This is a genomic window from Streptomyces sp. NPDC013317 (assembly GCF_055563155.1).
Genome location: NZ_JBVHDX010000001.1, coordinates 166444 through 190057 on the forward strand (window position 1 = coordinate 166444; position 23614 = coordinate 190057).

A 23614-nucleotide genomic window follows, 5' to 3' on the forward strand; every position below is an offset into this window, starting at 1 on the left:
CCGGCCTCGTCCGGATGATCGGCGTCCCCGCCGCGATGATCTTCATGAAAGGGTGAACGTGTCGTCGCAGCAGCGCAGAACGTCGTCGTCAGAGAGGCGAACTCCCATGAACCTGCCCGCATCAGGCCGTCGCGTCCTCGTCAGCGGAGCGTCGCGGGGCCTGGGCCGCGCCGTGGCTCAGGCGTTCGCCGCGAACGGGGACCGGGTCGCCGTCCACTTCGGTTCCCGTGCCGAGGAGGCCCGCGAGACGCTGGACTCCCTCACCGGCACCGGGCACGTCCTGATCGGCTGGGACCTGACGGACCCGGCGGGGGCCGCGGCCGTGGTGGACACGGCCGTGGAGGCGCTCGGCGGAATCGACGTCCTCGTGAACAACGCGGCGGTGAACACCCGGCACCCCCTGGCGGAGACCTCGTACGAGGAGTGGGTCGCGGTCTGGCAGCGGCACGTGTCGGTGAACCTGCTCGCCACGGCGCACCTGAGCCATCTCGCGGCCCGACGGATGATCGAGCAGGGCAGGGGCGGACGGATCGTCAACATCGGTTCCCGGGGAGCCTTCCGCGGCGAACCGGACCACCCGGCCTACGGGGCGACCAAGGCGGCCGTCCACGCGCTGGGCCAGTCCCTCGCGGTCTCCCTCGCGCCGCACGGCATCGGCGTCGCCTCGGTCGCGCCCGGCTTCTTCGCCACGGAACGGGTCGCGCCCCGCCTGGAAGGCCCCGAGGGCGCCGCGATCCGCGCCCAGAGCCCCTTCGGCCGGGTGGCCGCGCCCGAGGAGATCGCGTCGGCGGTGCTCTGGCTCGCCTCCCCCGAGGCGGAGTGGTCGTCGGGCACGATCCTCGACCTCAACGGCGCCTCGCATCTGCGGAGTTGAGGCAGAGGCTGCCGTGTGCCGAGTCCTGCGGCGGCGCCTGCGGCAGTCCTGTGCCGAGTCCTGCGGCAGTCCTGCGCCGAGTCCTGCCGAGCCGGGCGGCCTGGACAACGGGCCGTCCCGTCCATAGCCTCACTCCACCTATTCAATTAGTTGAGTACTGCGAGGCTCTCCATGCACGCGTTCCGCAAGGCGGTCGAGAACCGGGACGAGGACGCCATCGTGGCGCTGCTCGCCGAGGACGTCGTCTTCACCAGTCCCGTGGCCTTCAAGCCGTACCCCGGCAAGGCGATCACCGCCGCGATCCTCCGGGGAGTGATGCGTGTCTTCGAGGACTTCGCGTACGTCCGGGAGATCGCGAATCCCGACGGGCGCGACCACGCCCTCGTCTTCACCGCGACCGTGAACGGCCGCCGGATCCAGGGGTGCGACTTCCTGCACTTCGACGAGGACGGGCTGATCGACGACTTCACCGTCATGGTCCGGCCGCTGTCGGCCGCGCAGGCGCTCGCCGAGGCGATGGGCGCCCAGTTCGACCGCATCGCGCGGGAGGCGGCGGGGGAGTAAGGACCGGCATTCGTCGCGGGGGGCGCGTACGGGCAGGGCCCGTACGCGGGGGAGCTCGGCCGGGCCCGCCAGACGCACGGGGGCCACACGGCGCGGCAGGTGCCGCAGCCCGGCGGCGCGCCTCAGGACAGCTTCTTCAGCAGCTCCTCGGCGAGCGGGGCGGCGGAGGCCGGGTTCTGGCCCGTCACCAGGTTGCGGTCGACGACGACGAACGGCGCCCACGCCTCGCCGGACCGGAACGTGACGCCCGTCTCGACCAGCCGGCTCTCCAGGAGCCACTTTGCCTTGTCGGCGAACCCCGCCTGCCGCTCCTCGGTGTCCGTGAACGCGGTGACCTCGTATCCCGCGAAGGCGTTCGTGCCGTCGGCCCTCGTGGCCGCGAGCATCGCCGCCGGGCCGTGGCACACCACGGCGAGCGGCTTGCCCGAGTCGAGTGCGTCGACCAGGATCCGGCCGGAGGCCCGGTCGGCGGAGAGGTCCTCCATCGGCCCGTGACCGCCGGGGTAGAAGACGGCCGCGTAGGCGTCCAGGTCGACCTCCTCCAGGCTGATCGGGTGGTTCAGCTCGTCGATCGAGGCGAGCGCGGCGGCCACCCGGTCGGCGCCCTCCTGGCCGCCGTTGAACTCGGGCGCGAGACTGCCCTTGTCCACGGTCGGGACGGCGCCGCCGGGCGTGGCGACCACGACGTCGTGGCCGGCGGCCTTGAAGGCCTCGTACGGCGCTACGGCCTCCTCGGCCCAGAAGCCGCTGGGGTGCTCGGTGCCGTCGGCGAGGGTCCAGTGGTCGGCGCCGGTCAGTACGAAAAGGATCGTGGACATCAGGGTCTCCCGGGGTTCGGATCGCCGGTGCGGTGATGTCCTCGACGCTATGCCCGCCGTCGAGAGGTTTCCATGCGGAGCCCGACGGCCGGCGGCGGAACTCCGATGGGCCGGCAGGAGCACCGAAGGAGCGCCCCCGGCGAACCCGATGGCGGTACGAAGGACCCTTCAGCCCTGCAGGGCGATGTCCTCGAACGACTCCAGGCGCCGCCAGCGATCCTCCGGCGAACGGAACGCCGGCATCAGATCGACGTCAGGCAGCGGACCGAACTCCAGCTCCGTCAGCTCCGCGACGTCCGAGACCGGCACCTGGTACGTACGGAACGGGCCGAGCGGCGGCGGCGCGCCGTGCTTCGCCCCGGCGAGCGCGCGCTCGGCGTCGCGGCTCAGGTCGGGGCTCTGGTCCAGCACGAACGCGGACGAGGCGAGCGCCCCCTCCTGCATGAACGCGGCCACCTTCCAGAAGCGCAGCGGCACCTGGATGCCCCGGTAGGGCGGATCGGAGTCGTGCAGCACCGGGCCGGTGAGCACCGTCAGCCGGCGGTCGAACTCCGCCGCGTGCTCCAGGAAGTAGTTCTCGAGCCCCTGCCAGATCTGTCTGCCCTGGTTGAACCCGTCCGACTGCGGAACCGCGTTCGGGTAGTGGAGGGTGTCGGTGCCGCCCTGGGCCGCCACGGCCGCCGGGCCCCACACCGGATCGAGCCGGCGCACCAGATGGCCCCGGTCCAGGCTGTTGTTCCGGTAGACGTCGTTGCCGGCCTGCTGCTCGTCGGGCAGGCGCGGGTCGAACTCCCAGACGTCGTCCCCGTGCACCCCGTTCGGCCCCAGCGCCCCGTGCGCGTCCTCGGACGGACGGCCGCCCTGGATGCAGACCGCGGTCGACGCGGCGAGCCGCCGGTCCGGCCGGAAGACCACCGTGAAGTGGGTGTACGGCAGGATCACCGTCTCCACCGAGGCCCGGACGGGCAGCGGCAGCGGCACGGTCGGGCCCAGGAAGTCCTCGTCGTAGCCGGAGCGGTCCGCGAACGACTCATGGCGCTGTCCGCCCGCACGGGGATGCGGCGGGGAGGGCGGGGGATCGGTCGGTTCCATACGACGTACCTACCGCGCATCACGGGTCCGCGCGCGGAGCCGGGCCCGCGGGCCACTCGATCAGCCGCCTCAGGCGGCTCGACGGGGCGCGGCGGTGCGGGTCAGCCGTGGAGCGCGGTCGCCAGCTGCGCCCGCGAGCGCACGTCCAGCTTCTGGTAGATCCGGGTGAGGCGGGCCTCGACCGTCTTCACGCTCAGATACAGCTTGGCCGCCGCCTCCTGGTTGCTGGCGCCCTGCCCCACCAGGTGGGCCAGGCGCAGCTCGGCGTCCGTGAGCGAGGAGAGCGCGGGCAACGAGTCCTCCCCGGCCGGCGTCTCGCTCGCCAGCGCCAGCCACGGCGCCGCACCCGCCCGCTCGAACACCGTCGCCGCGGCCTGCAGCGCGCTCTGCGCCGCCGACCGCCGACGGCGTCTTCGCTCGACCCGCGCCAGCGAGATCAGCGCCCGCCCGTGCTCCAGCGGCAGCCCCGCCTCGGCGAACCGCTCGGCCGTGCGGGTGAGCAGCTCCGCCGCCTCGTCCGTCCGGCCGGCCCCGGCGAGATACAGGGCGTACGCCCGGTCGCAGCCGAGCAGGACGGTCGTACGCCGCAGCTCCTCGGCCACCGGACGCACCTCGTCCAGCAGCTCCACCGCCTCCTGCGCCGCGTCGTTGGCGAGCAGGGCCTCCGCCAGCTCCTCGTGCCAGCGGAGCATCGACGGGTCGACCGTCGACTGCGCCCGCTCGTTCGCCTGCACCCTGCGCAGGGTCTCCAGGGCCGAGGCCACGTCCCCGTTGATCAGCTGTACGCGCCCCAGCGCGTACAGGCTGCGGGAGAGGAAGACCCGGTCGCCCTCCTCCTCCGACGCCTGGACACTGCGCCGGGCATAGCTGGCCGCGCGGGCGAAGCTGCCGCCGGCCGTCTCCGCAAGCGCGAGGGTGTACCAGGCCGGCCCGGGGGAGAGGCCCGCCTCCAGCGTCAGCGCGAGGGACTGTCCGGCGTGGACGAGCGCCGCCGGGCAGGCACCGATACGGGACTCGATCGCGGCGAGCGTGGAGAACAGCTCGATCGTGTCCTCCACCGAACCGCGCCGCTGCACCAGCGGAAGCAGGGCGTTCACCTGGTCGCGGGCGTCGGTGAGCCGGTCGTCGAAGAGCGCGTGACGGAGCGTCAGGATCTGTGCGGCGTTACGGATTCCGAGCGGGCGCTCGGCCATCTCCAGGCCGCGGGCCTGCGCCAGGACCGACTCCGCGTCCGAGGCGCCGAGCGCCCGGTCCATCCGCGCCTGCACGGTCAGCGCCTGCGCCGCCGTCCTGGGGTCGCCCACCGAGGCCGCGAGCGCGGCCGATTCGACGGCAGCGGCCCGCGAACGCAACGGATCCCCGTCCGCCAGAACGTACTTGACCGCCAGTCGGAGAAGGACGCCCGCCCGCAGCGCGGTGTCGCCCTCGGAGTCCTCCATGGCGTGCACGTACATCTCGTCGAGGCCGGTCAGTCCCTGGCCCGCGGTGTCGAGGACGGCGAGCCGGGCGCGTACCCGGTCCGAGGGCGCCGCGTCGCGGGCCAGCAGATCGGTGGCGGCGCGCATCGCGAGATCGGCGCGGGCCGCGCGGGCGGCCTCCTCGGCCGCGTCCACGAGCCGCGTGATGCGCTGCGTGGAGTGCCGGACGGGGGTCGACCCGGCCGCGAGCAGGGCCAGCTCGGCCGCGAGTGCGCTGTTGCCGCGGCGCCTCGCGAGATCGGCGGCGGCGGCCACCTCGGCGGCGAGCGACTCGTCGGGGACGTCGGTGGCCAGCGCCCGGTGCCGTACCGCCTCGACCGAATCGTCCACCACTCCGGCGAGCGCCGCGTGCCCGGCGCTGCGCTCGGCCCAGCAGGCGTCGTGCACCAGCGTCGAGGGGAGGAGACCGGCGGTGAAGGCGACCGTGCCGTCCTCGGCGAGCGAGACCAGGTCGGCGCGCTCGGCGGCGGCGAGGTCCGCCTCCGCGTTGGGCCGCCCGGCCCTTCGTATCAGCGCCGCCGTGGGGCGCAGCGCCAGAGCGGCGAGCAGCAGCGTCTGCCGTACGTCGAGCGGCGCCGCACCGAGGAGCTGCCGCGCCAGATCGCGGGCGCGGCCGGAAAGGGTCAGCGCCTCGGCGTGGTGGACGGGGGTGTTGCGCGCGTCGGCCAGGGAGCGGCCCACGGCGAGCGCGAGGCGGGGGTTTCCGCCGCTCGCCTTGTGGATCCGGCCGGCCATCCGCGACGGCAGACGGTGGTGGATGAGGAGTTCGGCGATCTCGTCGGCGTGCAGGGGCGGCACGAGGAGGATGTCGGCCTCCGACGGCACCCAGAGCCGGGCGTCGTGGCCGTCCTCGGCGCCGTACGCCTCGGGTGTCTCGACGGCGATGACCCGCAGCGCGGGCGGGGCAAGGTGCAGGGCGAAGCGCAGCAGGTCGGCGCTGTCGGCGTCGATGTGCTGCACGCCGTCCACGACGAGCAGCGCGGGGCCCCGGGCGGTGAGCGCCCGCAGGATCTGCGCGATGCCGAGGCGCAGCGCGATCGGGTCCCAGCCGCCGTCGTAGAGAGGCGCCTCGCGGCACAGCATCGCGACGGCGGTCCGCTGGGGGCCGGGGAGCCCGTCGAAGACCCCTGACGCGGTGACGGAGCCGACGGCGGTACGGAATCCGTCGGGGTCCTCGGGGTGGCCCGGGTGACCCTGGTGACCTGGCTGGCCGGTGATCCCCTGAGGTCCGGAATGCCCCTGATGGCCCGTGCCCTCGGAATGACCGAAGTGTCCGGCGTGCGCGGACTGGGTGGCGGGAACGGTGTCACCCGCCGGTGCGCCGACGGGGGGAGCGGAGGGACGGGCGACGTCACCGCCGGACGGTGCGTCGGCGCGGGACGTCTCCGGCCCTGCGGTGCCTGTCGCGTCGGTGGCTCTCGGCCAGGTCACCGTCGCCGCGGCCGAGGCGACGAGCGCGGCGGCTGCCGCGCCGGGTATGTCACGGTCGGCCGGCAGGGTCGCGAGCCAGAGGACGGTTTCGCCGCGGGCCTCGGCACGCGCCGCCTCCGCCAGGGCGACCTCGGTCTTGCCGACGCCCGCGGTACCGGTGAGCAGCGCGCGGCCGCGGGAGTGCAGCACGCGTTCGAGGCGGGAGAGCAGCTCCTCCCGGCCCACGGGCGCCGGGGAGCCCCCCACGCCCGCAGGGCGCAGAGGAACGTGCGGCGTCGTCGTCACGTGTCCACCCCCTCCGGCACTCGGGCCCTGCCCGTGAGCCCCGTGGGGCAGAAGAATACGGAGCGTACCGGCGCCGTCCAGGCCTGTTGTCCGGCATACGGACACTCGATGTCGGTCACCACGCCAGGACGCGCCCGTGGTGTAGACCACGAGCGCGCCGCTGACCAGCAATTATGCTGTTGTGGGGGGTGGTTCAGGTGGGGCTCAGAAGGTGAGGTTCCACGAGTCGATGTAGCCGGTGTCACCCGAGGCCACATCGCGGACCTGCAGCTTCCAGGCGCCGTTGGCGACCTCGCTCGACGCGTCCACCGTGTAGGTGGTCACGACGTTGTCGGCGCTGTCCGAGCCGGAGGAGGCCTTCAGGTTGCGCACCGTGCCGTCGGGGGCGATCAGGTCGATGACCAGGTCCCCGCGCCAGGTGTGCTTGATGTCCACGCCGACCTTGAGGGCGGCGGGGGCGTTGCCGGTGCGGCCGGTGACGGAGATGGTGGACGACACGGTGGTGTTGTCGGAGATCGTCACGTCGGTCGCGTTCGTGAAGACGGTGCCGGTGGGCGGCGTCGTCGTGGTGACCGCGTCCACGGTCTTCGCGGCGTCGGCGATACCGGTGCCGCAGCCGCCGGTGCAGGTGCCGGGCAGCGGGCGGGCGTTGGCCTTGATCGCGGACTCGATCTCGGCCGGGGTGAGGCCGGTCTTCGCCGACTTCAGCAGCGCGGCGAGGCCGGCGATGTGCGGCGCGGCCATCGAGGTGCCCTGGTAGGGCTGGTAGTTCTCCGCCGACTGGGTGGTCGTGCCCGAGTTCAGCGTGGAGTAGATGCCGTTCTGCGGCGTGGTGATCGTGCCCGGCGTGTCGGTCGCGCGGCGGGTCTCGCCGCCCGGCGCGGCCACGTCCACGATGGTGCCGTAGTTCGAGTAGAACGAACGGTTGCCCTCGCGGCTGGTGGAGGCCACGTTGATGACGTTGGCGCAGTTCGCCGGGGTGAAACCGGACGCGTTGGCGTTGCTGTTGCCCGCGGCGACGACGACGGTGGTGCCGCGCGAGACGGCGCCGTTGATCGCGTTCTGGTAGACGCTCGGGCAGGTGGAACTGGCGCCGCCCAGGCTCAGGTTGATGACCTTGGCCGGGGTCGCGTTGGCCGCGACGCCCGGCACGGAGCCGCCGGACGCCCAGGTGATGGCGTCGGCGATGTCGGCGGAGGAGCCGCCGCACTTGCCGAGCACGCGCACGGGCTGGATCTTCGCGTTGTACGCGATGCCCGCGATGCCCTTGGTGTTGTTGGTGACCGCACCGATGGTGCCCGCCACGTGGGTGCCGTGCCAGGAGGAGTTGGAGGCCTTGGAACCGAGGCCGCACTCGTTGTCGGTGGCGTTCCAGTCGCCCTCGTCCTTGGCGTTCGCGTCACGGCCGTTGCCGTCGCGGGCGTCCGCGGAGTCGGAGATGAAGTCGTAGCCGGAGACGACGTTGGTGGCGAGGTCCGTGTGGGTCGCGTAACCGGTGTCGATGACGGCGACGGTGACGCCGGAGCCGGTGGTCTTGTCCCAGGCGGTCGGGACGTTCATGCCGCCGGTGGCCTCGAAGAGGTCCCACTGCTTCGCGTAGTCGGTGTCGTTCGGAGCGACCGCCATCGCGTACGCGCGGATGTCGGGCTCGACCGAGGCGACCTGCGGGTCGGCGCGGAAGGCGTCCATGACCTCGGCGACGTCCTGCTTGGAGGCGCTGCCGCCCAGGTCGACCAGCGCGGCACCGCCGGCCAGGCGGCGCTCGAAGGCGAGGCTCTCGCCGGTCGCGGCGCCCTTGGCGGCCGCGTCGCTCTTCGCGGCGGCGTTGGAGCCGGCCTCGGCGGTCTTGGACTTGTAGGTGACGATGACCTTCTCGACAGGTGCGCTGGGCAGCGCGGTCATCGCCTGCGCGGCCGGAGCCGGCTTCGGCGTGGCAGCGGCCGGGGCGGCGGCGAACGCCCCGGAGGTGGTGGCTGCGGCGCCGATGATCGCGGCGCTCGCGACCACGACGGATATGACTCTCCGCCTGGAACTGTTCAAGGTGTTCCCTTTCAAGCACGACGTAGGTGCGGAGCAGTGGCGGCGGCGCGGGAGCCACGGGGCGATGTGGGGTCGCGGTCCGTCGTTCCCTGGGCTTGGGGGGCCCGTGCGCCGCCACCGGCGACGCGACGGCCCGGGTCAAGGCCGTCACCGGCGGACACTACCCACCGCTCCCCATGAACCTGACAGGCGGGGCGGGGGATGGGATCTACCGGTGCGGCAGACAGTAGGGAACGGCGAGATGAACCCGATACGGGGAAAACCCTTGTCGGCCCCCGAGGGGGGTGGGGGAGGGTGTGCAGGGCACGCGCGGGTTGACGCGTGGTGAGCGCGGTCAGGCGACTTCAGGCCGGGATTGCCGCCAGATAAAGCGGACATGACGGGCCATTTCGGTACGGGGAAGGGGCTCCGTGAGCCAGACCGCGGAATTCCGCCTGCCGCTTGCCCGACATCGGATCCGCCGCGGAGCGCGCCCGCTTCGACGACCCAGCCCGGAGCCCGGGCGGCCGTCCCCGGAAGGCGTTGCCTAGGCGTCCGCGAACCAGGGGCGGCCCTGGGCCCAGTGGGTCACCCAGCCCGTGAAGCCGGGCGTGCCGGGCATCAGGGCGTCGGGCGACCGGGAACCGAAGGGCATCGCGCCCTCGCCGGCGATCTGCCAGACGTGCCCGCGCTCCGGGCCGGTGACGATCAAGTGCCAGTACATGCCGCAGCCGTCGGTGCCCAGTAGCAGTGAGCCGTGGTCGAACACGGGGGCCGTCCGGGCCTCGAACTCCTCCACGGACAGCGCTTCCTCGTCGTCCTCCGCCTCCCACAGCCATGCCTCCGTGAGCGGAAAGGGCTTGGCCGGCAGGCGTTCAGGGCGATCCGAGCCCCAGTCCGCGGGCATCTGCCCGAGGGGAAGCAGGCCGTAGTAGGGCGGCCCGGCGCGCAGTCCGTCGCAGATCTCCGCCACGAACGTGCGATACGGCTCCGGGAGCGTGATGCCGTGCTCCGCCTCGAAGGACCGCACCGCCTCCCAGCCCGCCGGCGCGGCCGCCTCGGGACGGGACGCGACTGTTTCGCGGAGGACGGCCAGCTCGGCCGGATCGCATGTTTCCGTGTTCATGGCGGCCATCATGCAAGATCCGAAGGAGACGCCTAGGGCGTGTTGCGAAAGTAGCGCCGTCCGCCCGAAGGGCGGGCCCCGCGGCGTCTGGTGCGTGCGATCGCAAGGCGGAGGGTCGTCCTCGTACCGGGTGTACTCGGACGATCCCGACAACGCAGCGAGCGTGCGTGCCAGGCGTCGCGGGGCAGGCGGGACTTTCGCAACACGCCCTAGCCCAGTTCGAGCGTCGTCACTCCGAAGACCTTCTCGCGAGCCACCGGCCGGACCTCGCCCGTGTACATCCGGGCCGTCTCGAAGGTGGGCTCCAGCCCGCGCTCCAGGGCGAGCGCGGCCGCGGCGGGGTTGGCCTCGGGCATGTCGACGGCGATACGCGGCGAACCGAAGGTCCGCGCCTCGGCGGCCAGCGCGTCCAGGAGCGCGGCGGCGTCGGCCGGCGTGTCCGCGAAGAGCGGGCCGATGCGGGCCTCGTCCTCGGCCGGCCGCACCACGCCGTACCCCGTGAGGCGCCCGTCGACGACCCGTGCCAGGGCCCGATGGCCCGGGGTGGCCAGCCACGACGTGAGGAAGCGCGGCCGGTCGGCGTGGTGGCAGGTGCTGTCGTACGCGGAGAGGGCGGCCGGGTCGACCCGAGCCGCGGGGACCACGTCCGGCGCGGGGAAGCCGGCGGAGCCGACCTCCCCGACGTACCGGGCGCTGCGGTACGCGAGGGTGAACCCGGAACGCCGGTAGTTGTCCTGCTGGTCCGGCACCCCGTCGAGGCCGACCGTCCGCCCGCCCGCGTGCGCGAGCCCGGCGCGCCAGGTCGCGAGGCCGTGCCCCCGGCCGCGCAGGTCGGGGCGGACGAGGTAGAAGCCCAGGAAGGCGTACCGGTCGCTGTAGTTGACGACCGAGACGGCGGAGACGGGCTCACCGTCGACCCGGCCCAGGAAGAACCCCTCCGGGTCCTGGGCGAAGAACGCCGGGGCGTCGGAGAGCCCCGGGTTCCACCCCTCCGCCGCCGCCCAGTCGCGCACGAGCGCCCAGTCCTGGAGCGTGGCCGGGGTGACGTGGAGCGTACCGGGGGTGCGGGAGGCCATGGGCGTTCCTTGCGGGGGCGAAGGGGGCGAAGCCGTCCGATCCTAGCGATCAGGCCGGCCCCGGCCGACGCGCGCCGATGCTTTCGAGACACGGAGCCGCGCGCACAGTTCAGGACACGAACTGACCGCTGCTGCTGCGAGTGTGGTGCCCGGAGCCGCCACCCACGGACCACCCCGGACCCTCCCGTGAAGGCGGGCCGGACAGCCCGCCCCCTCCCCGCCCCCGAACCTGAGAGCACCATGACCGTCCTCGACACCCGCGCCCTCAACCGCGCCACCCTCGCTCGCCAGTACCTGCTGGAGCGGGCGGACGCCCCCGTACGGGACGCCGTGGCGCACCTGTGCGGCATGCAGGCGCAGGAACCGCAGGAGCCCTTCACCGGCCTGTGGTCCCGGCTGCGCGCCTTCACGCCGCGGCACCTGGACGACGCGCTGACGGGCCGCCTGGTCGTGCGCACCCACCTGATGCGCCGCACCGTCCACCTGGTCACCGCCGACGACGCGCTCGCCTGGCGGGCCCGCCACGACACCATGCTGCGCCAGCGCGTGCTGGCCACCTACCGGCGCGAACTCGCGGGCATCGACGTGGACGAGGTGGCCGCCGCCGGCCGAGCCGTCATGGCCGACGGCGAGCCCCGCACCATGGCGGAACTCGTCCGTGCGGTCGAGGACCGCTGGCCCACGCCTCCGCGCCGCGCCCTGGGGGAGCTGCTCGTCGCCTCCCTCATCCCGATGGTCCAGCTCCCGCCCCGCGGCCTGTGGCGCACCAAGGGCGGTGTCCGGAACCTTCCCCTGGCCACCTGGATCGGGCGCGACGTCGAACCGCTCTCCGACGACGGGACCGACCCGACCGGACAGGCGCTGGTACGGCGGTACCTCGCCGCCTACGGTCCCGCCGCCGGCGCCGACCTCCGCGCCTGGAGCGGCCTCGCCGGACTGCCCGCCGCCGTCAGGGCGGTCCGCGAGGAACTCGTCTCCTACCGCGACGAACGCGGCCGGGAGCTCCTCGACCTGCCCGGCGCACCCCGACCGGACCCGGACACCCCGGCACCGGTGCGCTTCCTCCCGGCCTTCGACAACGCGATCCTCGGCTACGCCGACCGCGGCCGGATCATCGACGACGCCCACCTCGGCCTCTCCGTCGCCGGCCATCGCGCGGTCCTCGTCGACGGCCGCGTCGCGGCCACCTGGACGGTCCACGACGCCAAGGTCGCCGTCACCCCGCTCCGAACGCTCACCCCCTCGGAGCGCGAATCGGTCCACACGGAGGCCGAAGCCCTCACCACCTTCCTGACCACCTGACCCTTGACCGGTCCTCAGCCCACCAGCCGCAGCGCCGTGGCCGCTACGCCCACGCGGACCGTCTGCCCCCAGGTCAGGTCCAGCGCGTCCGACTCCATGCCGTCTCCGAAGGCGACCAGGCGGTCCGACTCCACCGTGAGGTGGAGGGCGTTCCCGGCGTTCAGCACGCCCTCCACCCGTGTGGTGCCCGTCGTCGGGGACGGCCAGGCCTCGCGGACGAACCAGGCGAGGCTGCGGGCCGTCGGAGCGGGGAGCGCCAGGGGGCTGGAGCGTTCGAGCCAGAGGGAGCGGAGCCAGCCCGTCGCACCCGTGCCCGTGCCGACCAGGACGCCCGAGGAGGCCTGCGGCTCGGGTGCGGAGCCCGCCGAACCCTGCCTGTCCGTACCGCCGTCGACCGCGAGGGTGTAGCGCGCCGTCTGGTGGCTCGGCGGGCCGAGGTAGATCTCGTTCAGGGCGAGGAGCCGCTGCGCGTCGTCCGTCACCGCCTCCGCCATCGTGAGCTCGTCCACCCCCGTGCGCTCCGCCGAGGCGACGGCCGAGCGCAGCAGGGCGCCCGCGTCCGCCGCGCGGTGGCGGACGAGCACGCCTGGGTTCCGCCCCGGGTCGGTGTCGATGCCGACGACCGGCTGACCGTCCAGGTACTTGGCCGCGTTGGCCACCAGGCCGTCCTGCCCGACCACCACGACCACGTCCTCGGGGCCGAACAGGAACCGGTCCAGGTCCGCCCGCTCCACCGTCGCCTGCCGCCACGACAGCGGCACCGCCGCCGCGACCTCCGCCAGCTCCCGCCGGGTGCGCTCGTGCCGCCGCCGTACGTCCTCGATGCTCCGGCCGCGGCTCGACAGGAAGAACTCCGCCTGTCCGTGCGTACCGTGGCGCGCGAGCAGCCCCTCGTACTCCGTGACGCGGTGCACGAGCACCGCCCGCGGTGCCAGGCTCACGACGACGACCCGCCGCCGCCCAGCCTGCCGAGCAGCGCCGTCAGGACGTCGGGGGAGACCGTCACGCTCTCGATCCGCGGCAGGTTCTCCGCCGCCCTGGTCGCCGCCAGTGCGTGGAGCGTCCCGGCGTCGACCTCCCCGTGCACCCGAAGCCACGCCGCCTGCGCGGCCGCCCGTGCCTCGCCGACCTCCCGCGCCGCCTCCGCCTCGGCGCGCGCGAGCCGGACCTTCCGTACCGCCTCGGCCTCCGCCCGTACGGAGTCGGCGGCGGCGCTCTCCTCGGCCTCGCGGCGGGCGTTGGTGCCGCGCTGGTCGACGAGCCGCTCCTCCTGCCGGGCCAGCTCGATCTTGCTGGCGAGCTCGTTCTCGGCGATGGTCCGCTCGCGCTCGACCGCCACGGCCCGACGCTCGTACGTCGCCCGGTCCGCCTCCTGCTGGATCTGCTCGCGGGCCGGGGTGCGCAGCGCCCGCTCCACCTCAGGCTCCGGACGGATCGCCACCACCCGTACCGCCACCACCTCGATGCCGGTGGCCGGCAGGCGCGGCTCGGCCGCGAGCCCGTCGGCGATCCGGTCGCGTACCGCCGCCACGCCGTCGACCAGCGCCGCCGCCAGCGGTGTGCGTGCCAGGACGTCGAGGGCGTGCTGCTGGGCCGTCTCGGTCAGCAGCGTGGCGATCTGCTCCAGCGGGGCACCGCGCCACGCGCCGGTGTCCGGGTCGATGGAGAAGTCGAGCCGGGTGGCGGCTGCCTCCGGTTCGCCGATCCGGTACGTGACCGTGGACTGCACGCTCACGTCCTGGAAGTCGGCGGTCCGCGCGTGGAACGCCATCGCCAGCTCCCGGTCGTTCACCGGCACTTCGGAGAGCGCGGCGGACAGGGAGCGGTACCAGAAGCTCAGGCCCGTCCCGTCGTGGACGAGGCGTCCGCGCCGGTGGTGGCGGATGTGCGCCGTGGGCGCGGACCGCAGATGGCGCCAGCCGGCGCGGCGGGTGATGTCGGCCATGGGAACTCCCCCTTGTCGTCATGTTGACGATAGAGGGGGGCGCTGATTTTCGTCAAGATGACGAAAGCGGAGGGTCCGGTGGGGCCGTGTCGTGCGGACGCACCGAGACGCCGTACGCCGACTGCGTGGCTGTGACCGGCGTCCCCCGCGGGCAGGAGCCCCTCGCGCAGGTAGTGCTCCACGGTGGCCGCCGACACGCCCCCGCGGTCGCTCAACCCGGAGAGGCGCACCAGCGGTTCACCTTTCCCGTCGGCTCGACGCGCGGGCCGGGAAGTGCTGCCCCGGCCGCCGGGGTCGGTGCGGCTGGCCAAGGGGCGCGGCGGACCGGAGCGGAGCGACCGCGCTCAGCCGGCCATGGCTGCCGGTGCGGTCGCCGACGGGCTTGTCGCCTCGTCGGCGCGGGGGGAGGGGAGCGGCTGTCCGGAGGCGACGACCGGAGACGGACGGGGCGCGTTCGAGGCGTTCGAGGCTACGGGCAGGGCTCCCGCCCCGGTCGTCAGGAGGACGACCCCGCGCGCCGCCACCGCCGAGGCGGCTGCCGCGACCAGCCAGCCCCACACGCCCGCGCGGAACGTCTCGCCGAGCAGCGCCACGCCGATGACCGCGGCGGCGGCCGGGTTGGAGAGGTTCACGACGGCCAGCGGCGCGGCGAGGCCGCCCCGGTAGGCGGTCTGCGACAGCAGCAGCCCGCCCACGGCGAAGGCCGAGATCAGGACGGCGATCAGCGCCGTCTGCCACCAGGCCGTCGGTCCGCCCGGCAACTCGCGCGCGAGCGCGGCCGTCAGTGTCTGCGTCAGCGCGGAGCCCACACCGGAGGCGATGCCCGAGGCCGTGGCGTGCCCCAGGCCCCGCCCCCGCCCGTTCCTCCGGCCGTGACCCGTCCCCCGGCCCCGACCCGGCCGACGCCGTCCGCCCGAGGCGAGGGCGGCGATGAGGAGCGCCGTCACCGCCGCGACGACGAGGGCCTCCCGCAGGCTGAGCGCGTCGCCCGGGGTCGCCGGTCCGGTGACCGCGATCAGGCCGACGAGCCCGGCCAGCGTCCACAGCGCGCCGCGCCATTCCGCCCGGGTCACGCGCCGCCGCGCGTAGTGCGCCCCGAGGGGCAGGGCCGCCACCAGCGTCAGCGCACCGAGCGGCTGGACGAGCGTCAGCGGGCCGTAGTGCAGCGCGGCCACGTGGGCGAGCGCGCCCGCGGCGTTGAGGCCGACCGACGACCACCACTGGCCGCGGGCGAGCAGCGCGCGGAGCGCGCCGCGTCCGCCGTCGGAGGCCGAGGCGAGCCGGGACTGGGCGACGGCGGCCAGCGCGTAGCCGGCCGTCGACACCAGGGACAGGAGGACGGCGAGCAGCGTGCCCTGGAGGCCGTTCATCGCGGGACCTCCGCCGTGCGGGGTGCCGGTCCGGGAAGGACGCCCCCACGGACGCCGAGCCCGGAGCCGGCGAGACCGGCAGCGACGAAACCGGCAGCCTCGCGACCGGCGGTGTCAGGACCAGAAGTGGCGGGTCCCGTACTGGCGGGTCCCGAAGTGGTGAGGCCCGAAGTACCCGGTTCCGGCGCGGCGCGATCGGATGGGCCCGGGGTTCGTACGACCGCGAGCGCGACACCGAGCAGGGCCGCCGCCACGAGCGCGTCGAACCAGTAGTGATTGGCCGTGCCGACGATCACCAGCAGGGTCAGCGCCGGATGGAGCAGCCACAGCCACCGCCAGCGCGTACGGGTCGCGGCGATCAGACCGATCGCGACCATCAGGGCCCAGCCGAAGTGGAGCGAGGGCATCGCGGCGAACTGGTTCGCCATCGAGTCCGTGGCCGGGGTCGCGCCGTACACCGACGGTCCGTAGATCCGGGCGGTGTCGACGAGACCGGTCGTGTCGAGCATCCGGGGCGGGGCGAGCGGCATCAGGAGGTGCAGTGCGAGCGCGGCGGCGGTGAGGAGCGCGAGGACGCGCCGGGACCGGAGGTAGTGGTCCGGCCGGCGCCAGTAGAGCCAGGCGAGGAAGGCGATCGTGGCCGGGAAGTGCACGGCCGCGTAGTAGGTGTTGGCGGCCCGGACGAGCGTTTCGCCGTGCATCAGGAGGGCCTGGACCGACCCTTCGACGGGCAGATGGACGGCGCGCTCCGCGTCCCAGATGCGGTCGGCGTTGTGGAAGGCCCGCAGTTCGTGGCCGTTCGCGAAGAGCCGGCCGACCTTGTAGACGAGGAACAGCGCGGAGACGAGCAGCAGCTCACGCCCGAGGGCCGGCCTGCGGATGCGCCGCCCGTCCGGCGTGCGCCGCGTGCGTTGCGCGCGTGGTGCGCCGGGCGGGCTCGGGGCGCTCGACGGGTCCGGGGTAGCGGTCGGCCCCGGTCCGGTGGGACGTGTCCCGCGTATCCCGGCAGCCATGCCGCGGCCCCTTTTTTCCATCAAATCGCCAGCAAACGGAGGAAGCCTAGATCCGAATTCATCGAGACGCAAGCGTCTCGATACGTTTGCGTCTCGATTGTGCACCCCCTACTCTCTTATGTGCAGAGAGCTGTCCGGGAGGAAGCCATGTCCACGCAGGCCGCGACCGAAGCCGCCCGCCGCAGCAAGATCACCCCCGAGCGGGAGACCGAGCTGTACGAGGCCGTGCTCTGCCTGCTCCGCGAAGGCGGATACGACGCGGTGACCATGGAGGGCGTCGCGGCCCGCACCAGGTGCGGCAAGGCGACGCTCTACCGGCAGTGGGGGACCAAGCCGAAGCTCGTCACGGCCGCCCTGTCCAAGCAGCGCTGCGTGTTCTTCGCCGGAATCGACACCGGTTCGCTGGCGGGCGACCTCCGCGAGGCCGCCCGCCTCGCCTCGACCCGCCGCGACCACGACGCCGAGCTGATGGAGGCCGTCAGCCAGGCGTACGTCCAGTACCCCGATCTGCGCGAGGCGCTCCGCGAGACCGTCATCAGCCCCGAGATCGCCGCGCTCGACGAGATCCTCCGGCGGGCCGCGGAGCGCGGCGAGATCGACCCGGACAATCCGGCGGTCGGCTTCGTCGCCCCCTGCTTCCTCGGCATGCTCCGCATCGAGCGGCTCTTCGAGGAGCGGTTCGCCGACGCGTCGACCATGCGCGCCTTCGTCGACTCCGTCCTCCTCCCTGCCCTGATGCCCGCCGCGGGGCGCGCCGAGGTGTGACCGACCGTCCCCTCCGGCACCCTGGACCCATGGATTCCGCCACCCCCGACGTCCGCGTCCGACGGATCTACGAAGCGCCCTCGCCCGACGACGGCGTACGGGTCCTGGTCGACCGCCTCTGGCCGCGCGGCCTCGCCAAGACCGACGCCCGGATCGACGAGTGGCCCAAGGCGCTCACCCCCTCCACCGAACTGCGCCGCTGGTACCACGGTTCGGAGGGCTCGTACGAGGAGTTCTGCCGGCGGTACGAGGACGAGCTCGCCGAACCCGAGGCCGCCGAGGCGCTCGACCGGCTGCGCACCCTCGCCGCCCAGGGGCCCGTCACCCTGCTCACCGCCGCCAAGGACCCCTCCGTCAGCCACACCTCGGTACTCGAACGCGCACTGGCCGACTCGGCGGCATAGCCAGGGACACACCGCTCCGGTCACCATGGCGTGACAGCACCTTCCGCACCCTGTGCATCCTCTGCACACCCGCACGAGCACCCTGCCCGAGTTCCGCACCTTCCCGTTCCGGAGGCGCCGCGTGGACCCGACGACATCCGCACAGCATGAGCTGCTCGACGCGCTGCAGCGCGACCCCTACCCCCTCTACGCACGTGCGCGACAGACCGACGGTCTGACCTTCGTCCCCGAGCTCGACGCCTGGCTGGTCGCCCGGGACGCCGACGTCCGCGAAGTGCTGCTGCGGGCCGACGACTTCTCCTCGGCCCAGTCCCTGCGGCCCGACGTCCTGCCCGCGCCCGCCGTCCTCGGTGTCCTCGCCCGCGGCTTCGGGAAGCGGCCCACCGTCGTCTCCACGGACGGCGCGCCGCACCGCCGCCACCGGGCCCCGATCAACCGCGGCCTCTCCGCCGCGCGCGTCGCGGCGCTCACGCCGTACGCCGCCGAGGTCGCCACGCGCCTCGTCGACGGCTTCGCCGCGGACGGCCGCACCGAGATCATGTCCTCGTACGCCCGCGAGCTGCCCGGCGCCGTCATCGGCCGGCTCATCGGATTCGACCCCGAGGACATGCCCGCCGCGGTGCACGGAGGACACCGCGCCGAGCAACTTCTCTTCCGGCCGATGCCCGAGGACGAACAGCTGGCCGCCGCCGAGGACGTCGTCGCGCTCCAGCACCTCCTGGACCGCTACGCCCGCGACCGGCGCGCCCGGCCGCGCGACGACCTCTGCTCCGTGATGGTCGCCGCCCTGGCCCCCGACACCGGACTCGGGCCCGGCACCCGTGAACTCACCGACGACCAGCGGAACGAACTCGTCTCCAACCTGCAGAACCTCCTCATCGCCGGCCACCTGACCACGACCGCGCTGATCGGCACCGCTCTGTTCCACCTGCTGTCCCACCGCGACCAGTGGGAGCTGCTCTGCGCCCGTCCCGAGCTCATACCCGGGGCGGTGGAGGAAGCGGCACGCTTCGACACCGCCGTCCAGGGATTCCGCCGTACGACCACCCGTCCGGTCGTGCTCTCCGGCACCGAACTGCCCGCAGGGGCCACCGTCTTCGTCGCGTACGGCTCCGCCAACCGCGACCAGGCGCGCCACGAGGACGCCGACACCTTCGACATCACCCGGCCCGCGCACCCCACCCGCCATGTCAGCTTCGGCCACGGCGCCCACGGCTGCCCCGGCTCCCAGCTCGCGCGCACCCAACTCCGGCTCACTCTGGAGCTGTTCACCCGCCGCTTCCCCGGGCTGCGGCTCGCGAAGGACCAGCGGGTCGTGATGCGGCCGACCATGATCCACCGCTCGCCCCTGGAGCTCCCGGTCACCTGGTGAGACCCGCCGAGGCGCCGCGTCACTCCCCGAGCAGACGCGGCGCTTCCGCGGCGGCGTCCGTCACCTCACCCGCGCGGTCGGCGAGCGCACGGGCCCACCGTACGAGTCCGCCGACGTCGATCCCGTACGGATCGGGCTGCCCGTCGATCCGCCCGGCGCCGCGCAGCAACAGCCGTGCCCCGCCCGCCGCGTTGCCCCGTGCCGCGTGCGTCAGCCCCACCGCCAGCTGGGCGAGCCCCTGCCAGAGATCCCGCTCGCCGGCGGGGCCGCTCTTCCAGGCGTCCTCGAAGACCTCGTGCGCGTGGAACGGCATCCCCGCGTCGAGGAGCCGCTGCGCCTCGCGCACCGACGCCTCCGGGGTCCGCACGACGCCCTCGGGCTGCCGGGGCACCCCCTCGGTCCCGTACGGCAGCGGTCGCCCCAGCCCGTCCCGGGGCCGCCCACTGCGCGCCCGCCCCTCCGGGTCCCGGTCCCTCGGCATCCTGTCCACGCTCCCATTCTCCCCCGAGCCCGCCCCGCCTGGGCGGATGCCACCCGCGACCCGGCCGGGGGTGCGCCCCGGCGCCGCACGGAGTGGGGTAATGTTCTCTTGCACGCCGCCGCCGGGGACGAACCGGGGGCACGGGCATCGGGACGTGGCGCAGCTTGGTAGCGCACTTGACTGGGGGTCAAGGGGTCGCAGGTTCAAATCCTGTCGTCCCGACTCGAAAGAGTCGCAGTTCAAGGGGCCGTTTCAGATCACTCTGAAACGGCCCCTTGATCATTTTCGGCAAACCTCCCGGAACCGGCGCACCGGACCGGCCGGAGCGCTCGGTGGCGGGGTCAGGGCTTCGGGACGGTGTTGACGTAGCCGGTGCCGGTGCTGTGGAAGCCGGCCACCGTCTTCTGAACGTCCGCAGCGGAGACGGCCTCGTCGGCCTTGTGGTAGACCCAGTCGACCTTCATGTCCCACACACGTGGGCCACCGGTGAAGGGGAGGTCGATGAGCCAGTTGCTGAAGTGGATGTCCATCTGCTCGCGCGGGACGTACTTCCCGGAGCTGGTGAAGAGCTTCTTGCCGTCCAGGGAGTAGGTGACCTTTCCGTCCATGGCGGTGATGATCATGGTGTGCCAGCCCTCGAGGCGCCGCTCGAGGGTGTTGTGGACCCGGTCCGGCGGGTCGGCCCTGTACCAGCTGACGTTGTCGAGCTGCGGCCCCACCGAACCCCAGCCGCCGTTCGGCAGGTACTCGAAGTCGAGTTCGCTGTAGTTCTCCGAGGAGTCCGCGGGGGAGATCGGGAAGAAGGTCTGGACGACATGGTCGCCGTCGCGCCCGCTGGTGGGCTTGTCGCTGAGGTGGACCCGGGCGGCGTAGGTTCCCGTGAAGAAGTTCCCGCTCGTGGTCTGCACCTCGGCCTGCGTGGTGCCCTTCGCGGTGCCGTCGGTGGAGGAGCGCAGCCGTAGGACCTTGCCCCCCTCGGCCGTCGGGTCGGCGGGGAAGGCGGCGCCGTCGGCGCTCCAGGTGTCCTTGATCCCCGGGCCGCCCCCGCCGGTACGGATCTCCCAGCCGTGCGCGGCGAGGGAAGGGTCGTCGGCGCCGGTGTAGTTGAAGTCGTCGAACAGGGTTCCCGGCGGCCCGGTGGGCGTCGGCGAGGCGTCCCGCGCGGGCCCGGCGGCGTCGGCGCCCCCGCCCCCGTCGGTGGCGGGGGCGGCCGAACACGCGGCGAGTACGCACAGGAGGGCGGGCAGCGTGAGCGCGGTCCACGCTCGGCGACGAGGGGTGCTGCGGGGCTGGCTCACACAGGCTCCTTGGGGCGTAGTGGCGGTGACTGGACACGCCCACTGCATGCGGATCGATCGCTGATCGCGTGAATCGAGCGGTCATCCTAGCGAAGGATTCAAGCCATTCCGTCTTGTGTCCGCGACTCGGCCATCCAAGGGTCGGGAGGCGTCCGTTGACATACCGATCCGGTCACGACGTCCGATCGGAGCGGATCAAATACGCACATCGCGCACCAATTGATTCAGGTCATGCGCTACCGTCCGCTCTACGCTTCAGCGGTCTTCACACCCTGCACAAAAAGGCCACATCAATGCGCCAAGTCGCCACACCCTTCGGGCGCGGTTCGGTCCACTCGGTACTGCCCGGCGTGGCCGAATCACGTCAGGAGGAGCCTGCTCCGGCACCGGTGTTCGTCGACCAGTCGGGTCTGCGCAGCCGTCTGCTGCGGCGCTTCGGCTGGCCGGTCTCCGTGGTCGGCGCGATCCTCGCGGCCGCCATGGGCAGCAGCCTCATCGGCGTCCAGTCGGCCGCCCCGGCGATGGACATACCGCCGAAGCCCTCCTATGCGCCGACCAGGGGGCCCTTGTCGCCCTCCTGGCCCTGAGCGGGACGGGCGCAGTCCGCGACACCCCGCCCGAACTGTTCGGCTTCACGCCGAACATCGCGACATTCCATGGCATACCGGGACCATCGTGCCGCCCGCAGCAACGCCGGCGGGCCGGGCCGAGCGTGCCTGATCGTCCGTACCACCATCTCCAGGAGCGCCTTTGTCCCGCCATCAGCGTCGTCGGCAGTCCCTGCTGAGGCCACGCCGACTGGCCGCGCCGCCACTGCGCTTCTTCATGCCGCTGTCCCTGCTGGCCTGCCTGCTCGCGCTCCTCGTCCTCCGCGGCCTCGCCACCAACGAGGCGTTCCACGACACCCGGATCGCGACCTCGGTCGACAAGACGACCGTGCCGGAGAACCTGCTCAAGGGCGGCCCGGTCATCGACGCGCGCGGCGCCAGGAACGAGCGCCCCGTGAGCTATCGGATCCCCGACCACACCGTGGTCCTGAGCTTCGACGACGGCCCCTCACCGGAGTGGACCCCGAAGATCCTGGACGTGCTCGCGGCCCACGACATCCGCGCGGACTTCTTCGTGACCGGCGCGATGACCACGCGCCACCCGGAGCTGATCCGGCAGATCGTCGCGGGCGGCCACGAGATCGGCGTGCACAGCTTCACCCACCCCGATCTCGTCTACCAGTCCGAAGCCCGGATCAGCTGGGAGCTGGCGCAGACACAGCTGGCGCTGGCCGGCGTCGCGGGCGTCCACAGCGCGCTGTTCCGTCCGCCGTACTCCTCCGACGCCTCGGCGCTCGACAACTGGAACTACCCGGTGATCAAGCACGTGGGTTCCCACGGCTACCTCACCGCGTTCATCGACCGCGACACCCATGACTGGAAGCGTCCCGGCGTCGACGCGATCGTCGAGGCGGCGATGCCGCGCAAGCCCGGCGCGGGCGAGCTGATCCTGCTGCACGACGCGGGTGGCGACCGTTCCGAGACCCTTGCCGCGCTCGAGCAGATCATCGTGAAGCTGAAGGGCGAGGGGTACCGCTTCGCCACCGTCTCCGAGGCGCTCGGCGCCACCGACGCCACCGTGCCGGTGCACGGCTACCAGCTGTGGGCGGGCAGGTGTTTCATCTGGGCCACCCAGGCCGCCGTGCTCACCCTGCCGGTGCTGGTCGCCCTGCTGGCCGTCGTCGGCTTCCTCAACTTCGGACGGTTCGCGCTGATGCTCGTCCTCGCACCGCTCCACGCCCGGCGCTCCCGGCGGCGGGACGCGTGGGGACCGCCCGTCACCGAGCCGGTCACCGTCCTCGTCCCGGCCTACAACGAGCGCGAGTGCATCGCGAACACCCTGAACTCCCTCGCCGCCAGCGACTATCCGATCGAGGTGATCGTCATCGACGACGGCTCGACGGACGGCACCGCGGACATCGTCGAGGAGATGCGTCTGCCGTTCGTCCGGCTGATCCGCAAGCCCAACGGCGGCAAGTCCAGCGCGCTCAACGCCGGCATCGCGGCCGCGTCGCACGACATCATCGTGATGATGGACGGCGACACCGTCTTCGAGCCGTCCACCGTGCGCGAGCTGGTCCAGCCGTTCGGCGACCGGGGGATCGGCGCCGTCGCGGGCAACGCCAAGGTCGGCAACCGCGACAGCCTGATCGGCGCCTGGCAGCACATCGAGTACGTCCTCGGCCACAACCTGGACCGCCGGATGTACGACATGCTCAACGTCATCCCGACCATCCCCGGCGCGGTCGGCGCCTTCCGCAAGGAGGCCCTGCGGCGGGTCGGCGGGATGAGCGACGACACCCTCGCCGAGGACACCGACATCACCATGGCGGTGCTCTGCGACGGCTGGCGGATCGTCTACGCCGAGCGCGCCCGCGCCTGGACCGAGGCCCCCGCCAGCCTCCAGCAGCTCTGGTCCCAGCGGTATCGCTGGAGCTACGGCAGCATGCAGGCGATGTGGAAGCACCGCCGCGCCGTGACCTCCCGCGGTCCGGCCGGACGCTTCGGCCGGCTCGGGCTGCCGCTCGTCGTGATGTTCGGCGTGGTCGCCCCGCTGCTCGCACCGCTGGTGGACCTGTTCCTGCTGTACGGCGTGCTGTTCGCGGACGCTCCGATCACCCTCGCCAGCTGGGGCGGCTTCATCCTGCTCCAGGCCGTGCTGTCCTGGTACGCCTTCCGGCTCGACGGCGAGAAGCCCCTCCATCTGATCAGCCTGCCGATCCAGCAACTGGTCTACCGGCAGCTCATGTACATCGTCCTGTTGCAGTCCACGATCACGGCGCTGACCGGTGGCCGGCTGCGCTGGCAGAAGCTCCGGCGCACCGGCGAGGTCGCCGCACCGGTGGAGGCCTGA

The 23614-nt window shown here is 73.1% G+C and carries 20 protein-coding genes and 1 tRNA gene; 9 read left to right on the plus strand and 12 right to left on the minus strand.

Features of this window, described 5'->3' with window-relative positions; translation table 11 throughout:
• The first annotated feature begins 106 nt into the window (after nt 1-106).
• Nucleotides 107-874, plus strand: a complete 768-nt coding sequence (locus ACZ3IJ_RS00685) for an SDR family NAD(P)-dependent oxidoreductase (RefSeq protein ID WP_467465450.1) — start codon at nt 107-109, stop codon at nt 872-874.
• A 171-nt stretch (nt 875-1045) separates the two neighbouring features.
• Nucleotides 1046-1438 (plus strand): nuclear transport factor 2 family protein, encoded by a 393-nt coding sequence (locus tag ACZ3IJ_RS00690; RefSeq protein WP_467466242.1) that lies wholly within the window; start codon nt 1046-1048, stop codon nt 1436-1438.
• Between the two features lie 122 nt (nt 1439-1560).
• On the opposite strand, the gene ACZ3IJ_RS00695 is transcribed toward ACZ3IJ_RS00690, so the two are convergent.
• The 6 genes from ACZ3IJ_RS00695 to ACZ3IJ_RS00720 form a co-directional block, all read right to left on the minus strand.
• Complete coding sequence (locus ACZ3IJ_RS00695; protein WP_467465452.1) at nt 1561-2256, minus strand: type 1 glutamine amidotransferase domain-containing protein; 696 nt, start codon at nt 2254-2256, stop codon at nt 1561-1563.
• A gap of 168 nt (nt 2257-2424) precedes the next feature.
• Complete coding sequence (locus ACZ3IJ_RS00700; protein WP_467465453.1) at nt 2425-3348, minus strand: DNA/RNA non-specific endonuclease; 924 nt, start codon at nt 3346-3348, stop codon at nt 2425-2427.
• A gap of 101 nt (nt 3349-3449) precedes the next feature.
• Nucleotides 3450-6482 (minus strand): helix-turn-helix transcriptional regulator, encoded by a 3033-nt coding sequence (locus tag ACZ3IJ_RS00705; protein ID WP_467466243.1) that lies wholly within the window; start codon nt 6480-6482, stop codon nt 3450-3452.
• A gap of 264 nt (nt 6483-6746) precedes the next feature.
• Nucleotides 6747-8444 (minus strand): S8 family peptidase, encoded by a 1698-nt coding sequence (locus tag ACZ3IJ_RS00710; protein WP_467466244.1) that lies wholly within the window; start codon nt 8442-8444, stop codon nt 6747-6749.
• Between the two features lie 664 nt (nt 8445-9108).
• Nucleotides 9109-9699: an SMI1/KNR4 family protein gene (locus tag ACZ3IJ_RS00715; RefSeq protein WP_467465454.1), complete on the minus strand. Its 591-nt coding sequence runs from the start codon at nt 9697-9699 to the stop codon at nt 9109-9111.
• Between the two features lie 197 nt (nt 9700-9896).
• On the minus strand, nt 9897-10763 hold the full coding sequence (locus ACZ3IJ_RS00720) for a GNAT family N-acetyltransferase (protein WP_467465455.1): 867 nt from the start codon (nt 10761-10763) through the stop codon (nt 9897-9899).
• A 240-nt stretch (nt 10764-11003) separates the two neighbouring features.
• Here ACZ3IJ_RS00720 and ACZ3IJ_RS00725 point away from each other — a divergent pair, with 240 nt between their 5' ends.
• Nucleotides 11004-12065: a winged helix DNA-binding domain-containing protein gene (locus ACZ3IJ_RS00725; protein WP_467465456.1), complete on the plus strand. Its 1062-nt coding sequence runs from the start codon at nt 11004-11006 to the stop codon at nt 12063-12065.
• Nucleotides 12066-12079: 14 nt separating this feature from the next.
• On the opposite strand, the gene ACZ3IJ_RS00730 is transcribed toward ACZ3IJ_RS00725, so the two are convergent.
• The 4 genes from ACZ3IJ_RS00730 to ACZ3IJ_RS00745 all read right to left on the minus strand — a co-directional run bounded on the left by ACZ3IJ_RS00730 (nt 12080) and on the right by ACZ3IJ_RS00745 (nt 16393).
• Nucleotides 12080-13006 carry a hypothetical protein gene (locus tag ACZ3IJ_RS00730; RefSeq protein ID WP_467465457.1) on the minus strand — a complete coding sequence of 309 codons (927 nt, stop codon included), beginning with the start codon at nt 13004-13006 and terminating at the stop codon, nt 12080-12082.
• Nucleotides 13003-14010, minus strand: coding sequence for an SPFH domain-containing protein (locus ACZ3IJ_RS00735; RefSeq protein WP_383220247.1), 1008 nt, complete (start codon nt 14008-14010; stop codon nt 13003-13005). Before ACZ3IJ_RS00735 ends, ACZ3IJ_RS00730 begins: the two co-directional genes overlap by 4 nt.
• 344 nt (nt 14011-14354) lie before the next feature.
• Nucleotides 14355-15380: a DMT family transporter gene (locus ACZ3IJ_RS00740; RefSeq protein WP_467465458.1), complete on the minus strand. Its 1026-nt coding sequence runs from the start codon at nt 15378-15380 to the stop codon at nt 14355-14357.
• Entirely contained in the window at nt 15377-16393 is a 1017-nt protein-coding gene (locus tag ACZ3IJ_RS00745) for a phosphatase PAP2 family protein (RefSeq protein WP_467465459.1), read from the minus strand. The genes ACZ3IJ_RS00740 and ACZ3IJ_RS00745 overlap by 4 nt, the downstream gene beginning before the upstream one ends.
• Before the next feature lie 147 nt (nt 16394-16540).
• Here ACZ3IJ_RS00745 and ACZ3IJ_RS00750 point away from each other — a divergent pair, with 147 nt between their 5' ends.
• The 3 genes from ACZ3IJ_RS00750 (at nt 16541) to ACZ3IJ_RS00760 (ending at nt 18934) form a co-directional block, all read left to right on the plus strand.
• Entirely contained in the window at nt 16541-17158 is a 618-nt protein-coding gene (locus ACZ3IJ_RS00750) for a TetR/AcrR family transcriptional regulator (protein WP_467465460.1), read from the plus strand.
• Between the two features lie 29 nt (nt 17159-17187).
• The gene (locus tag ACZ3IJ_RS00755; protein ID WP_467465461.1) at nt 17188-17562 is read left to right on the plus strand and encodes a DUF488 domain-containing protein; all 375 of its coding nucleotides are present in this window, start codon (nt 17188-17190) and stop codon (nt 17560-17562) included.
• 121 nt (nt 17563-17683) lie between these two features.
• Nucleotides 17684-18934 (plus strand): cytochrome P450, encoded by a 1251-nt coding sequence (locus ACZ3IJ_RS00760; RefSeq protein ID WP_467465462.1) that lies wholly within the window; start codon nt 17684-17686, stop codon nt 18932-18934.
• Nucleotides 18935-18953: 19 nt separating this feature from the next.
• On the opposite strand, the gene ACZ3IJ_RS00765 is transcribed toward ACZ3IJ_RS00760, so the two are convergent.
• A complete protein-coding gene (locus tag ACZ3IJ_RS00765) occupies nt 18954-19415 on the minus strand; it encodes a DUF309 domain-containing protein (protein WP_467466245.1) in 462 nt (153 codons plus the stop codon).
• Between the two features lie 148 nt (nt 19416-19563).
• Between ACZ3IJ_RS00765 and ACZ3IJ_RS00770 the strand changes: the two genes are divergently transcribed.
• Nucleotides 19564-19637: transfer RNA gene (locus ACZ3IJ_RS00770), tRNA-Pro, on the plus strand.
• 119 nt (nt 19638-19756) lie between these two features.
• Here ACZ3IJ_RS00770 and ACZ3IJ_RS00775 read toward each other — a convergent pair.
• The gene (locus ACZ3IJ_RS00775; protein ID WP_467465463.1) at nt 19757-20713 is read right to left on the minus strand and encodes a glycoside hydrolase family 16 protein; all 957 of its coding nucleotides are present in this window, start codon (nt 20711-20713) and stop codon (nt 19757-19759) included.
• Nucleotides 20714-21063: 350 nt separating this feature from the next.
• Between ACZ3IJ_RS00775 and ACZ3IJ_RS00780 the strand changes: the two genes are divergently transcribed.
• Together ACZ3IJ_RS00780 and ACZ3IJ_RS00785 are read left to right on the plus strand one after the other, a co-directional pair.
• Complete coding sequence (locus ACZ3IJ_RS00780) at nt 21064-21300, plus strand: hypothetical protein (protein WP_467465464.1); 237 nt, start codon at nt 21064-21066, stop codon at nt 21298-21300.
• Between the two features lie 226 nt (nt 21301-21526).
• On the plus strand, nt 21527-23614 hold the full coding sequence (locus ACZ3IJ_RS00785; protein WP_467466246.1) for a bifunctional polysaccharide deacetylase/glycosyltransferase family 2 protein: 2088 nt from the start codon (nt 21527-21529) through the stop codon (nt 23612-23614).